This is a genomic window from Acinetobacter sp. UNC436CL71CviS28, assembly GCF_000620525.1.
Classification (GTDB): Bacteria; Pseudomonadota; Gammaproteobacteria; order Pseudomonadales; family Moraxellaceae; genus Acinetobacter; species Acinetobacter radioresistens.
In genome coordinates this window covers 53,140-66,100 of the sequence record NZ_JIBB01000011.1, presented here as the reverse complement: position 1 = coordinate 66,100, position 12,961 = coordinate 53,140, and the positions used below count along the sequence as shown (strand labels likewise).

General features: G+C 39.1%; 15 protein-coding genes and 1 tRNA gene. 10 read left to right on the top strand and 6 right to left on the bottom strand.

The annotated features are described in order from the left end of the window. Positions 1–25 precede the first annotated feature (25 nt). The gene (gene metK, locus N518_RS0105900) at positions 26–1,192 is read left to right on the top strand and encodes a methionine adenosyltransferase (protein ID WP_005019905.1); all 1,167 of its coding nucleotides are present in this window, start codon (positions 26–28) and stop codon (positions 1,190–1,192) included. 147 nt (positions 1,193–1,339) lie between these two features. Here the strand turns inward: metK and N518_RS0105895 are convergent, their stop codons facing one another. Then, entirely contained in the window at positions 1,340–1,603 is a 264-nt protein-coding gene (locus N518_RS0105895; protein WP_005026343.1) for a hypothetical protein, read from the bottom strand. 266 nt (positions 1,604–1,869) lie between these two features. Here N518_RS0105895 and N518_RS0105890 point away from each other — a divergent pair, with 266 nt between their 5' ends. Then, positions 1,870–2,067: a hypothetical protein gene (locus N518_RS0105890; protein WP_005026350.1), complete on the top strand. Its 198-nt coding sequence runs from the start codon at positions 1,870–1,872 to the stop codon at positions 2,065–2,067. A gap of 56 nt (positions 2,068–2,123) precedes the next feature. Here the strand turns inward: N518_RS0105890 and N518_RS0105885 are convergent, their stop codons facing one another. Next, positions 2,124–2,705 carry an FxsA family protein gene (locus tag N518_RS0105885; RefSeq protein WP_005019894.1) on the bottom strand — a complete coding sequence of 194 codons (582 nt, stop codon included), beginning with the start codon at positions 2,703–2,705 and terminating at the stop codon, positions 2,124–2,126. A gap of 120 nt (positions 2,706–2,825) precedes the next feature. On the opposite strand from N518_RS0105885, the gene ruvC reads away from it, so the two are divergent. Both ruvC and N518_RS0105875 read left to right on the top strand, forming a co-directional pair. After that, positions 2,826–3,371: a crossover junction endodeoxyribonuclease RuvC gene (gene ruvC, locus N518_RS0105880; protein WP_005019893.1), complete on the top strand. Its 546-nt coding sequence runs from the start codon at positions 2,826–2,828 to the stop codon at positions 3,369–3,371. Between the two features lie 22 nt (positions 3,372–3,393). Continuing rightward, positions 3,394–4,011 carry a LysE family translocator gene (locus tag N518_RS0105875; protein WP_005019892.1) on the top strand — a complete coding sequence of 206 codons (618 nt, stop codon included), beginning with the start codon at positions 3,394–3,396 and terminating at the stop codon, positions 4,009–4,011. On the opposite strand, the gene N518_RS0105870 is transcribed toward N518_RS0105875, so the two are convergent. Next, the gene (locus N518_RS0105870; protein ID WP_026444051.1) at positions 4,008–5,471 is read right to left on the bottom strand and encodes a bifunctional ADP-dependent NAD(P)H-hydrate dehydratase/NAD(P)H-hydrate epimerase; all 1,464 of its coding nucleotides are present in this window, start codon (positions 5,469–5,471) and stop codon (positions 4,008–4,010) included. The two genes, N518_RS0105875 and N518_RS0105870, sit on opposite strands and share 4 nt — an antisense overlap. A 25-nt stretch (positions 5,472–5,496) precedes the next feature. Between N518_RS0105870 and queG the strand changes: the two genes are divergently transcribed. The 3 genes from queG to bioB all read left to right on the top strand — a co-directional run bounded on the left by queG (position 5,497) and on the right by bioB (position 8,027). After that, entirely contained in the window at positions 5,497–6,588 is a 1,092-nt protein-coding gene (queG, locus tag N518_RS0105865) for a tRNA epoxyqueuosine(34) reductase QueG (protein ID WP_026444050.1), read from the top strand. A 111-nt stretch (positions 6,589–6,699) separates the two neighbouring features. Next, positions 6,700–6,873 (top strand): hypothetical protein, encoded by a 174-nt coding sequence (locus N518_RS17085; protein WP_005019882.1) that lies wholly within the window; start codon positions 6,700–6,702, stop codon positions 6,871–6,873. Positions 6,874–7,025: 152 nt separating this feature from the next. Beyond that, positions 7,026–8,027, top strand: coding sequence for a biotin synthase BioB (gene bioB, locus N518_RS0105855; protein ID WP_005019880.1), 1,002 nt, complete (start codon positions 7,026–7,028; stop codon positions 8,025–8,027). 55 nt (positions 8,028–8,082) lie between these two features. On the opposite strand, the gene N518_RS0105850 is transcribed toward bioB, so the two are convergent. Continuing rightward, the gene (locus tag N518_RS0105850; RefSeq protein ID WP_005026360.1) at positions 8,083–8,295 is read right to left on the bottom strand and encodes a hypothetical protein; all 213 of its coding nucleotides are present in this window, start codon (positions 8,293–8,295) and stop codon (positions 8,083–8,085) included. A 705-nt stretch (positions 8,296–9,000) separates the two neighbouring features. Between N518_RS0105850 and N518_RS0105845 the strand changes: the two genes are divergently transcribed. Further along, positions 9,001–9,077, top strand: a tRNA-Ile gene (locus tag N518_RS0105845). Between the two features lie 323 nt (positions 9,078–9,400). Here the strand turns inward: N518_RS0105845 and N518_RS0105840 are convergent. Further along, on the bottom strand, positions 9,401–10,255 hold the full coding sequence (locus N518_RS0105840) for a hypothetical protein (protein WP_005026362.1): 855 nt from the start codon (positions 10,253–10,255) through the stop codon (positions 9,401–9,403). Between the two features lie 395 nt (positions 10,256–10,650). On the opposite strand from N518_RS0105840, the gene N518_RS0105835 reads away from it, so the two are divergent. Both N518_RS0105835 and N518_RS0105825 read left to right on the top strand, forming a co-directional pair. Further along, a complete protein-coding gene (locus tag N518_RS0105835; protein ID WP_005405020.1) occupies positions 10,651–10,878 on the top strand; it encodes a hypothetical protein in 228 nt (75 codons plus the stop codon). 590 nt (positions 10,879–11,468) lie between these two features. Further along, positions 11,469–12,218 carry a YebC/PmpR family DNA-binding transcriptional regulator gene (locus N518_RS0105825; protein ID WP_005026364.1) on the top strand — a complete coding sequence of 250 codons (750 nt, stop codon included), beginning with the start codon at positions 11,469–11,471 and terminating at the stop codon, positions 12,216–12,218. 50 nt (positions 12,219–12,268) lie between these two features. Here N518_RS0105825 and N518_RS0105820 read toward each other — a convergent pair whose 3' ends face one another. After that, complete coding sequence (locus N518_RS0105820) at positions 12,269–12,751, bottom strand: Lrp/AsnC family transcriptional regulator (protein WP_005019868.1); 483 nt, start codon at positions 12,749–12,751, stop codon at positions 12,269–12,271. Between the last annotated feature and the right edge of the window lie 210 nt (positions 12,752–12,961).

The window sequence follows — 12,961 nt, the reverse complement described above, 5'->3', positions numbered from 1 at the left end:
TTGAAATAACTGCGATAGGACTTTCATGCGCGAGTACGCTGTTTTTACTTCGGAATCTGTAAGCGAAGGCCATCCGGATAAAATGGCTGACCAGATCAGTGATGCCATTTTGGATGCAATCTTAAAAGAAGACCCATATGCGCGGGTTGCTTGTGAAACGTTAGTAAAAACGGGTGCAGTTGTACTTGCCGGCGAAATCACAACAACTGCCAACGTTGACGTTGAAGCGATCGTTCGCCAGACCGTCAATGGAATTGGTTATCATCATTCTGATTTAGGTTTTGATGGTTCAACCTGTGCTGTCATTAATATGATTGGCAAGCAGTCTCCTGAAATTGCTCAGGGGGTTGATCGCCAGAAACCTGAAGATCAGGGAGCAGGTGACCAAGGTTTAATGTTTGGTTATGCCAGTCGTGAAACTGACGTGCTGATGCCAGCACCTATTTCTTATGCTCACCGTCTGATGGAACGACAGGCAGAATTACGTCGTTCTGGTGCTCTGCCATGGTTACGTCCAGATGCAAAAAGCCAGGTCACCTTTGCCTATGAAAATGGCCGTCCGGTGCGTTTAGACGCGGTAGTTCTTTCCACCCAGCATGATCCGGAAATTACTCAGGCACAGCTAAAAGAAGCAGTACTTGAAGAAATTATCAAACCGGTGATTCCTGCAGAAATGTTCCATGTAGCAACCAAATTCCACATTAATCCGACCGGTATGTTCGTGATTGGTGGTCCAGTAGGGGACTGTGGTTTAACAGGTCGCAAAATTATTGTTGATACTTATGGCGGTATGGCCCGTCATGGCGGTGGTGCTTTCTCCGGTAAAGATCCTTCAAAGGTTGACCGCTCTGCTGCTTATGCAGGACGTTATGTAGCTAAAAATATTGTGGCTGCAGGTCTTGCTGAAAAGTGCGAAATTCAGGTGTCTTATGCTATTGGTGTTGCAGAGCCAACCTCTATTTCAATCAATACATTTAATACTGCCAAGGTTTCAGAAGAGCTGATCATTCAGCTCGTACGTGAGCACTTTGACCTTCGTCCTTATGGCATTACCCGTATGCTGAATCTGATTCAACCAATGTACAAGCAGACAGCTGCTTATGGTCATTTTGGTCGTGAAGGCTCAGATACTGCATTTACCTGGGAAAAAACAGACAAAGTAGAAGCACTTAAAGCCTCTGCTGGTCTTTAAAATTTACTAAGTTATCAGACAAGAAGCCAATTGATTTGAAATCAATTGGCTTTTTTATAGGTCATGCCCATACAAGCTGTAAAAATTTTGCTTAATTGCCCATCCTTTAGCGCAAAATCTCCTCACCTCTAAAAATTTATGATAACCCTACTGAGGCTTAGGCCAAGTATGAGCTGGTGTCCGGTCATGGTTGAGTACATCTAGCAAGGTTGTTTGTACAGGCACATCCTGATGGTCCTGAAAATATACCTGAACTACTGTAATCGTCATGACTACTGCCAGGCATGCAGTGATACAAAACATCCAGAACCCGAAAGGACTCCGAATGGAGTGAGAGCCGCAAGCAGGGCATTCTTTTTCTGTTGATGAGACCACTTTATTGCAACATGCACAATGATATTGGTACAACATAGGTATCCTCCTATTTTATCGTTTTTGTTATTGTGAGTTTTACACAACTGCTGAGTACAATAGGTATTACAACTATTATCTTATGGTAAAGAAATTGCAATTACAATGCATAAATTCTAGGCAATGGCATTTAAATCGACAGTACGATAGCAGCAATAACGTATGATAAAAATATTCAGTAATTTTACTCTTGATGAGAACTACACTATTTTAATGTTGGCATGATATTTTGTTAAACTGCCATTTTGCCAAAGGAGACCCCAGATATGGTCCAGCTAATCAGTAAAGGTGGCTTTCGTGAACGGGCAAACCGGAGCCAAAAGTATAAAAATTCCGAAAATTCACAGACCGCACTTCGCCCTCGTACCTATAACTGCGTTGCGCCATCAGCTGATGATCAACCTGAATATAAAGATGAAAAACCAGAAAATGATGTAATAAGTGAGATAGAGGATGAAGGTTAAAATAATTTCATTAAAAAACCGGATCATTAGATCCGGCTTATAAATTTATCGATAAATCATTTTTGTTTAACGTCTTTCAATTCTATTTTTTTAGCATCAGGTGTTACTTCACGTGCCTCGCCATCAATAATGGTAGAGTCACGCCCTCCTTTTCCACCCTGTTGGTTCTGCATATCCTGCATCTGTCGCATCATGTCAGCAAATGGATTCTGTCCGCTACCGCCCATATTCTGCATATTACCACCCATCATTCCACCCATCATTTTTTCAAGCATGGCCTGTTGACGTTTAGCCATAATTTTCATGAGTGCATCACGGAAAACTCTCTGTACAGCTGGAATCAAAATCAGCACTGCGAGCACATCTGTAATGAGGCCTGGAACAAGCAGTAAAAACCCGGCCATAATTTTTGGAAGATTATTAGTCAATGACGAATCTGCACTCATTTGCCCCATCTGCATTTGTTGCATCTGTGGCATTACACCGGCAGAGTATTTCCGGATAAGATTCATACCGATAAAAAAGGCAGCAATAAACCAGAAAAATACATACCACATACTGCCAACGAGGTCACCCACTCCGATCCAGACGAGTATTTCCAAGACCAAGACAGCAAAAACAGTAAGAAATAATTTCATGAAAATTAATCTAATCTCAACAAAATAAAGTGTGTAGCCTTCAGGTAATGCATCACCTTCAAGCTTTTTTAATACGCTTATGTAACAATAAGGGCATTATTCCTTTTTTAAAGTCCCAGTATGTCATTAATTATCGGTATTGATCCCGGTTCACGTTTAACAGGTTATGGAATCATTGAAAAAGAAGGAAATAAATTACGCTTTATTGATGCCGGTACTATTCGTACAGAAAGCCAGGATATGCCTGAACGCTTGAAACGTATCTTTGCAGGCATTGAGCGGATTGTGAAATTTCATGGACCAACAGAAGCCGCCGTCGAACAAGTATTCATGGCACAAAATCCGGACTCTGCTCTGAAACTCGGTCAAGCACGAGGTGCCGCTATTGCAGCTTTGGTTAATCTTGACTTACAAGTTGCAGAATATACGGCTAGACAGATCAAACAGTCTGTTGTCGGTTATGGTGCTGCGGACAAGGAACAGGTACAAATGATGGTAATGAAACTATTAAACCTCTCAATTCGCCCACAAGCGGATGCTGCGGATGCCTTAGCTGCCGCCATTTGTCATGCACATGCTTCTGGTAGCATGAGCAAACTTGCTGTATTAAATGTGCTGGGTGGTATGGCTCGTGGCCGGAGCCGTAATAGTAGTCGACGCCGTTAAAATGATTTCTACTGGATAAGACATGAACCATTTAGAGTTACTCTTATACATCAGTAGTGTCGTCCTGATGATTATTATCCCCGGCCCGGTACTATTATTGGTGGTTGGTACAGGCCTACAGGCCGGCTATCAAAAAGCTTTTAAAACTATTTTAGGAACTAATGCAGCTTCACTAGTACTGATTTTTATTTCAGCACTTATTCTGAAAGGTTTTCTTTCACTAAATGCTTCTTTTCTGGATATTTTGAAATGTCTAGGCAGTCTTTATATTTTATATTTAGGCTGGCAACTAATCCAAGACAGCAAACAGAAGCATCAGGCTGAAATCCAGATGTTGAACCCCAAATTCGGCGGATTTACTAAGGGTTTTCTGGTAGGTATTTCGAATCCTAAGGATATTCTGTTCTTTAGTGCATTTTTTCCACAGTTTATTCAGGTAATGCCAGAAATAAACCAGAGTCTATTTCTATTAACTCTGGTCTGGATAATTCTGGATTTTATGACCTTGAGCCTGGCCTATTTGCTATTTAAGCGAGTTAGCCGTTCTTTTGCATATCAGAGAATTTTACTGATATGTGGTATTTTACTGTTTACCATTGCAATATATGGCTTATATAGCGGTCTAGGCAGTCTGCTCTAGCGGTTTACCACCTGATAAATTGCCTGAGGCATATGCTGGGCCTGTAAACCACGTTCACCACTTTGTGCCAGCATATCGCCTGCTTGAGCATGCAGGCTGATAATCTCATGTAAATGAATATTGTCATGGAACTGTGCTTTTAATGCGGCTATCATACCGGATAAAACATCTCCCATGCCGCCTGTTCCCATACCCGCATTACCTTCAGTACAGATCCACAATTGCTGGCTTAATATGAGACTGCCTGCACCTTTAAGTACCCATTGGCCCTGATATTTCTGCTTCAATTGATGAATAGCCGCTATCCGGTCCGCTTCAACCTCACTGACTTTTACACCCAGCAATTTTGCTGCCTCACCCGGGTGGGGCGTCGCATAAAAGTGAGTATCTAGTCTGGCATTAGCTGCGGCTAAAAACCAGAGCGCATCAGCATCAAGTAACACTTCTAGCTGTTTAGCCTGTTTTAGTTCAGGAAACCATTGCTGAAACTGCTGATCTGCCCAGTTATCACGTCCTAATCCCATACCGAAGCAAACTGCATCGACTTGATTCAATATTTCACAAATAGAGTCTTTACTGAAGTCATGAATATCTTTAAGCATGATATTGGGAGAACGGGCCAGAATGGGACTATGATGTTTACTGTCACAGACCACAGTAACCTTTCCGGCACCCGCAGCAAAAGCAGCTTCGGCTGCCATAATCACAGCTCCTCCCATATCGGCATGTCCACCCACCACCAGCACATGGCCATAACTGCCCTTATGCCCTGAGGCTTGACGTTTTGGCAGTTGAATCTGCTTTGGACACAGGCTTGCTATTGGTTCCAGTTCATCATCTACAGGGATAAGAGATAAAAGTTGAACCTGACCAGAAAACTCTTTGCCCTGCCCGGTATATAAGCCGGCTTTTAAAGCCAATAGTGTACAGGTATGATCCGCCTTGACGGCACAAGGCAAGGGTTTCCCTGTATTTGCCTGTAAACCACTAGGCATATCAATTGAAATTTTCAGACCTGTTTTCTGGTTAAGACTATAGATAATCTTTTGCCAATCCTCATCCAGAATACGATTTAGCCCAATTCCAAATAAAGCATCAATATGAGAGTTAAAATATTCTGGAACATCGAAACTGTTATGAATTTTTATATGCTGCCTCTGTGCATATTGGATTGCCGAATGTAAATCTGCCGACTCTCCTGGCACAGCCGCGAAAATTTCAACATCATAGCCTGCGCTCGCCAGATAAGCTGCTACCAGATAGCCATCTCCGGCATTGTTACCCTGTCCGCACCAGACTGCAATACGCGGAGCAAGCTTTTTATACTGAAGGCACTGAATAATATACTGGGTCATTTGCCAGGCTGCTTGCTGCATCAGTCCAAAAGAAGAGTTTTTCTGGCTAAACCAGCGTCGTTCCCATGCTTGAATTGCCTGGCTATGATACACTTGTTTCAGCATTATTTTTTTCCTTCCTATCCGGTTTATGTCCGAATCTTTACCTTCCCGAAAAATTGATCTGGCACAGCTGGATGCCGAGGCACTCAAGCAATGGATCAAGTCTCAGGCACTTGATCTGGGCTTTGCCGACTGCGTGGTCGCCAAGCCTGATGCCCAAGCAGAAATGGTCCGTTTTCAGGAGTATCTGGATCGAGGCTATCATGCCGATATGGATTACTTAAAGGAAAATTTAGAAAAACGTGCTGATCCCACCCTGCTGGTACCCGGAACTAAAAGTATTATCTGTGTTCGCATGAACTATCTGGTAGAAACACCCAAACCGCGCTACGTACCCTATGAACCCAACTCGGCCATTATTGCCCGCTATGCTCGTGGCCGTGATTATCATAAAATCATGCGTGGACGACTTAAAACGTTAGCCAGCCGTATTCGCGACAAGGTCGGAAACTTTGAATCACGTCCTTTTGCAGACTCGGCGCCTATTTTTGAGAAATCGCTGGCAGAAAGTGCCGGGATGGGCTGGACAGGTAAACATACCCTATTAATTCATAAAAAATCCGGCTCTTTCTTTGTACTTGGGGAACTTTTTACTTCGCTAGATCTGCCTTTTGATGAACCGGCAACTGCGCATTGTGGTTCCTGCTCGGCCTGTATTGATATCTGCCCGACTCAAGCTATTGTTGAGCCGTACATGCTGGATGCACGTAAATGTATTGCTTATTTAACTATTGAGTATAAAGGTATTATTCCTCAGGAATTACGCCATAGTATTGGTAATCGGGTTTTTGGTTGCGATGACTGCCAGCTAATCTGCCCTTGGAATAGTTTTGCAAAAAAAGCCACCATAGAAGATTTTAATCCACGTAATGGTTTAGATAATATCAGCCTGCTGGAGCTATGGCAGTGGGATGAAGAAATTTTTCTTAAAAACACTGAAGGTAGCCCCTTAAGACGGACCGGCTACCAGAGCTTTAAGCGTAATATTGCAATTGGCCTTGGAAATGCGCCTTATACAACTGAAATTATAGCGCAGCTTGAACAGGCCAGAACAAAACATGATGAAATTGTAAACCATCACATTGACTGGGCAATTGAACAACAGATCAGCAAATCATAAGCTTTCAATTTTTACGTCTCCTCACAGTTTCCCACATAAGCCCTACATTTTCATACTCTCGTTTATGGCATAAAAAAGATACCAAATGATTTTTGTGAAGAGGAATTTATCATGCATCAGCAAAATAAAGACCAGAATCAACATCAGCAGCCCCAAAACCAGCAACAGCAAGGCACCCCACAACCGCCACAAAATACACATCATGAAGAAGACGACCGCGCGCTGAATAAACAGCATCGGGCGGATCTGCAAAATCAAAATATTCATGGAAATCACCGTGAATAATTAAAATTAATATGGTAAAAACATTTAAATGAACAAAGTCCATGCGCTGGGCTTTGTTTTTTTATATTCCGTCATATTTTGCTAATGAAGCTGGCATCGGTTTTGCTTAATATGCACAGTAATGAACTATATAAATGACTAGGGACAGACATATGAGCAGCACCCGTCCGGTACGTAATGATTGGTCTCGAGAAGAAATTGAGGCTTTGTATCAGCAGCCTTTTTTGGATCTGATTTTTGAAGCCCAGCGAATTCATCGCGAGAATTTTCAGCCGAATACTATACAAGTCAGCACGCTTCTTTCGATCAAAACCGGTAAGTGTCCGGAAGACTGTAAATATTGCTCACAGTCAGCGCATTATGATTCCAATCTTGAGGCAGAAAAACGTATTGCTGTAGAAAAAGTAATTCGTGAAGCCAAAGAAGCTTTAGAGTCTGGTTCTTCTCGTTTTTGTATGGGTGCTGCATGGCGTAATCCGAATGAACGTGATATGCCTTATGTACTGGAAATGGTTCGTGAAGTTAAGGCTCTTGGCCTTGAAACATGTATGACTTTAGGTATGCTGAATCAGTCTCAGGCAGAACGTTTAAAAGATGCAGGACTGGATTATTATAATCATAACCTAGATACATCCCGTGAATACTATTCTCATATCATCAGTACCCGTACTTTCGATGACCGTTTAGATACCCTTGACCATGTACGCCAGGCAGGAATGAAGGTATGTAGCGGAGGTATTGTCGGGTTAGGCGAAAGCAAGCAGGACCGTATTGGCTTACTACATGAACTGGCCACTCTTCCAGTTCATCCTGAATCCGTACCAATCAATATGCTGGTACCGATTGAAGGTACGCCTCTTGCTGATGTTGAAAAACTGGATGTCACCGAATGGATCAGAACTATTGCGGTTGCCCGCATCATCATGCCACAAAGTTATATCCGTCTTTCTGCCGGGCGTGAATCACTTTCTGATTCAGATCAGGCTTTGGCCTTTATGGCGGGTGCCAACTCCTTGTTCTCTGGAGAAAAACTTTTAACGACACCAAATGCAGGTGAAGGCAAAGACCGCATTCTCTTTAATAAACTGGGGTTAAGTGCCGAGAAAGCCAAGCCAACAGTTGCTGAACTCAGTATAGATGCCATGTCAGCTTAAATAGATATATAAATTTAAAAAGCCCCAAACTGGGGCTTTTTTATATCTCTGCTTTCTAGGAAGACGTCAGTAAAACACCATAACTTGCATTAAGATAATTACCTTTACGAATCACATCACTACCTGCAGCATGATTCACTATTAACTCACCAGTCTGCACATCATAAGAAAAACTGTCGAAACTGTCCTGATGCTGACATAGCCAACAAAGCGTATCTGCAAGATTATCATCTACAATATAAGTTGCAGCTTTAAAATCCTTAGTCATGCTATTTCCTATCGCCTTTCAAATTTTAAAATTTTTGAATGAATTCAAGATAATTATAAAAAAGACTGCTGTCCGAAAACAGCAGCCTTTATAAAATTCTTCAGGTTTTATAATAAAAATCGAATTAGATTTGATTGAAACATACCAGGTTCATGGGTATCTTAAACCAATAAATATACATCTAGTTCCTATGATCTCCGCATTTACGACACTCTTTTACCTCATTAAATTCTGAGAACTGCTCATATTCATAGGCATGCATACAGAAGAGTTTTCTTAACAACTGAAACATAGTTTTGCTCCTTGTTACTATAGTTATGGTTTCTTCCTGAAACGGTATCGAAAGTTTGTTGTGTACTTTCAATTTATTTATTAACATGAATTAAACAAAAATCCAATATTATTTTTTAATTCACTATAAATAAATAAGCAATTGTTTTCATTTTGTTTTTGAAAAAACCAAAATCTAAATACTTAATTATTAAACAGTTTAAAATTACTTACTAAGCTTAACTTCTTAAAGAAATTTTTTATGGCAAGCTAATACTTTTCTTATCACCGCATTTATTTGCTTCGTCATTTTAATCTCCTAAATTTGATGAATAAAACAGCATCTCTCCAGTTTTTTTTGAGAAATGCTTGTGTTTACTTGAGAATTTAGCTAGTATTGCTATCGCAAAAATGCTTTAGATATAAGCATTTATAGGGCCTATAGCTCAGTTGGTTAGAGCAGCGGACTCATAATCCGTTGGTCCCGTGTTCAAGTCACGGTGGGCCCACCATATATTAAACCTCATAATTCGTGAATTATGAGGTTTTTTTATTAATGTTGACTTATATAACTTTATAAATTCCACTAATTTATTTTTTAATAAATTAATACTTTTAGTAGTAAATCTTTTAAAGTTTTTATATGACCAATTAAAGCAAAATTTATTTATAAACCAACTCATATTTTAATTTTGAATCTCATTAGCCTGTTATTCTTAAAAACCAAGATTATTCTAATCATTTAAAATCATTAAATTGGTTTATTTTAAAATACAGTCTGTTTTTAAGTTATCACTCAATATTTGATTTATTATTTAACTAAAAGGTCTTTTGATTATTTTTTTTCATATTCCACATAGATGTGCTTGGCTTGATCATACATAAATAGACTTTTGTAAGACTTCTTTGGCTGATCTTGGTCAATATAAGTCACTTCAACAGGATAATAAGTGTTCTGGTTATTAACCACTCTTAATGTTGATGTAACAATGGATGCAAACTCAGGACGATCTGCATAGTAACTTGATGTATCGTTACCCGCCGAGCCTATTTCAAGAACTTGAACTCTCCCGACATCAGGCAACAAGACCGCATACCAAGTCGAAATTTCTTGCCCCCCTGCACCTGTAAAAGTTGCAAGCGTATAACTTCCTATCATGTTCTTGCCAAACGGTCTTAAATTTTTCTGTAAGTCATGTTTAAAACTAACATACAAATGCCCACCGGCTGTAGGGATATCTTTCTGATTTAAAGCTGAATTGACTAACTGGAAATGGTTGTCCTGTTTTTTAAATATAAATAAATCTACTGTACTTGAGCAGGCTCGGCAGTCCTGAATGTATCCATTATTGATTTTTACTTTTTCAATAATAACCAGGTAACGAGTTTCACCTTGTGGATTTTTATATTCAATACTAGGATGAAAAAAACCCAATATATTTGGTTCAAGCTGTTGATAAGGGTAAGATTTAAAATAATCATTGAGTACGGGTGTCACATGCGCCAGAGGCTCATTGAGTATTTTAGGGTAAACCATTTGCACAATTGTATTTACAGACAGTGTTCCAGAAGAAGTCTTTAGAGTAGTGGTCGGTTTAGCAGTATCGATATAAGGTAAAACTGTTTGGCATCCAATGATCAACCCTGTATTTACACAGATAATTGCAGACAATAAATATTGTTTTTTCATTATATATTCCATCGTTGTTCTACAGGAATTAATAAAATTATAGGTGAGTTAAATTTTATCAATAAACAAAGAACCTTATAATATATTAAAATCCTTGTTATCCTTTAATACAAAGTTAAATATAATTTTTTAATAGCTTACTTAAATGTATTGCGCTATCAGTTTTATTATAATATTACACACAACCTATTGAAATATTATATTAAAAATAATTATATATTTTTAATATAATTTTTGATCTAGCTTAGTATTACAGTAATCACATCTTATAAAATAAACACTTAATTGTTCTAAATTTAAGCGATTTTTGCTCATAAAACTTAACTATCTAGAGCTATACACCTATAAAATAATAGATCTAAATACTCCTCAGTTGAAAAAAGGGTGTCATGATTATGGCTAAGCGTAAGCAAAACAGTGAGTTTTTTCAGGTTCGAAGAATTGGAAAACAATGGTGGGTTTGTCAGATTGATAAATTATCTTCAACACCAACTGTCCTTGTCAAAAAGGTTGAAAACTTAGCTACACAAAGTCAGGCAAATTGTATTGCTGATGATTATGATGAGCAATATCGGGTAGATCTCTATATTAAGGAAAAATGGCTGGCTACAAAGAACTGTTAGGCTCTTGATCTTTATATAAAGATAAAACAGGAAGATAACCGCTGTAACAGAGCATTTCCCAAAGTGCTTTGTTTAAAACAAGGTTAATTATTTGCGATGATGAGCTTCCAGGTAGATTTCAATCGCACTCCAGACACAGATCAGAATAAAAATAGCCAAACCAACGCCGATAAGCGTTAAAAACATAATCGCTTCCCCTTACAGTACTAAACAGTTTAGGCCCACCTGTTAGACTAAAGTCGTATACAGCCTGTTAATTTATAATTTTTTCTAAACAAATTACAAGTAATTTTATAATTTTAATTTAATTAATATAATTTTTTATGAGTTTAGCCTCTAAATTTTGGTTGTTTTAATGAGCCTAAAGCTCAGCTATTTTCTATGAATGTGCTCGCAAGACTAAGAGCTTAAAGTTGAAGCTGCAGTTTAATTAATTTGTTTTATCTAAATCTTCTTGTTAGAGCATCAGCTTCTAAAGATTTTTCGGAAACTTCGCTTAAAAGCTGGCAGTGGCCTGTTTTCAACAAATCAGTGGCTATGCTAACATTTCAACCCGAAATTTTAGTTTATAAAACTGGAGCATAATTCGCATGGCGGGTCATTCCAAGTGGGCCAATATTAAGCATCGCAAAGCAAAACAAGATGCAAGTCGCGGTAAAGTATTTACCAAATACATTCGAGAAATTGTAACGGCTGCTAAACTCGGCGGCCCGGACGCGGCCAGTAACCCACGTCTTCGTGCTGTAGTCGAAAAAGCGCTTTCAGTAAATATGACGCGTGATACAATTAACCGGGCCATTCAACGTGGTGCTGGTGGTGAAGATAATGATGATTTAAAAGAAATCACTTATGAGGGTTATGGCACAGGTGGTGTAGCTGTACTGGTAGAAACCATGACAGATAACCTAAACCGCACTGTTCCTGATGTTCGTCATTGCTTTAGTAAAACTAATGGTAATCTTGGAACTTCAGGTTCTGTGGCTTACTTGTTTACCAAACGTGGTGAAATCTCTTTTGATGATCTGTCACTTGAAGAAAAAATCTTGGAGGTTGCTCTAGAAGCTGGTGCGGAAGATATTGAAATTTCTGAAGATGAGATTTTAGTTATTACCACACCAGAGAACTTCGGTGACGTTCAGGATGCACTTAGTGCGGCCGGCTTGAAGTCAGACAATGCTGAGGTTGTAATGAGTCCTTCTACCAAAGCAGAAATTACCGATATTGATCAAGCTAAACAAATCATGAAAATGATTGATATGCTAGAAGACTTAGATGATGTACAAAATGTTTATACCAACGTTGAGTTTTCAGATGAAGTACTGGCTCAGCTTGATGCCTGATTAAATATTATTAAAAAGCGCCAGAACTGGCGCTTTTTTATTTTTAAGCTTTATACTTGCTCTGGAACTTTATTTAGCAAGTTATAACAATTAAACACTTTATATTCTTTAATTACAAAGCTTGAATGCAACGCTACAACATGCTCGATTTTCCCCATCCGTTTAAGCAGAAAATCGCTATAATTTTCCATATCGGTAGCAACAACTTCAAGAATAAAATCGGCAGACTGGCCGGTAACCAAAAATGCATTAATAACTTCAGGAAGCTCTTCGACTTCTTGCAGAAATTTTTCAAAGGTATCACTGTCATGTTTACTCAGGGATACTTGTAGCAAGACATGCAACTTAAAACCTAGTTTTTGAAAATTGATATCACGCTTGAGATTAGTCATCACCTGATTTTCAATAAGCTGTTTGATACGGCGGTGCACCGAGCTTACAGAAAGATTAATTCGCTCAGAGAGTTCATTTAAATTCAGGTCTTCGTGTGTCAATATTTCAAGAATTTGCTTGTCGAAACGGTCCAGTCCCATTCTGAGCTCCAGTCATACCGTATATTGAATCATGCTGTGGTACTTATGGTCAGATTTATTTTTATGATCAAATAAATTTTTAGGGTCAAGGGAAAACATGATACTGTTTCCTTCTAGTAGCTATACGTGGATAACCTATAGCCTGTTTTATAAACTTGTGGTTTATATAACTGAAGTCGAATTAAGACCTTGTGAGTTTAGTCAGTGCCC

Coding starts and splice junctions, on each gene's coding strand:
- metK (WP_005019905.1), top strand. CDS start 26: ATGCGCGAGTACGCTGTTTTTACTTCGGAATCTGTAAGCGAAGGCCAT.
- N518_RS0105895 (WP_005026343.1), bottom strand. CDS start 1,603: ATGTTGTACCAATATCATTGTGCATGTTGCAATAAAGTGGTCTCATCA.
- N518_RS0105890 (WP_005026350.1), top strand. CDS start 1,870: ATGGTCCAGCTAATCAGTAAAGGTGGCTTTCGTGAACGGGCAAACCGG.
- N518_RS0105885 (WP_005019894.1), bottom strand. CDS start 2,705: ATGAAATTATTTCTTACTGTTTTTGCTGTCTTGGTCTTGGAAATACTC.
- ruvC (WP_005019893.1), top strand. CDS start 2,826: ATGTCATTAATTATCGGTATTGATCCCGGTTCACGTTTAACAGGTTAT.
- N518_RS0105875 (WP_005019892.1), top strand. CDS start 3,394: ATGAACCATTTAGAGTTACTCTTATACATCAGTAGTGTCGTCCTGATG.
- N518_RS0105870 (WP_026444051.1), bottom strand. CDS start 5,471: ATGCTGAAACAAGTGTATCATAGCCAGGCAATTCAAGCATGGGAACGA.
- queG (WP_026444050.1), top strand. CDS start 5,497: ATGTCCGAATCTTTACCTTCCCGAAAAATTGATCTGGCACAGCTGGAT.
- N518_RS17085 (WP_005019882.1), top strand. CDS start 6,700: ATGCATCAGCAAAATAAAGACCAGAATCAACATCAGCAGCCCCAAAAC.
- bioB (WP_005019880.1), top strand. CDS start 7,026: ATGAGCAGCACCCGTCCGGTACGTAATGATTGGTCTCGAGAAGAAATT.
- N518_RS0105850 (WP_005026360.1), bottom strand. CDS start 8,295: ATGACTAAGGATTTTAAAGCTGCAACTTATATTGTAGATGATAATCTT.
- N518_RS0105840 (WP_005026362.1), bottom strand. CDS start 10,255: ATGAAAAAACAATATTTATTGTCTGCAATTATCTGTGTAAATACAGGG.
- N518_RS0105835 (WP_005405020.1), top strand. CDS start 10,651: ATGGCTAAGCGTAAGCAAAACAGTGAGTTTTTTCAGGTTCGAAGAATT.
- N518_RS0105825 (WP_005026364.1), top strand. CDS start 11,469: ATGGCGGGTCATTCCAAGTGGGCCAATATTAAGCATCGCAAAGCAAAA.
- N518_RS0105820 (WP_005019868.1), bottom strand. CDS start 12,751: ATGGGACTGGACCGTTTCGACAAGCAAATTCTTGAAATATTGACACAC.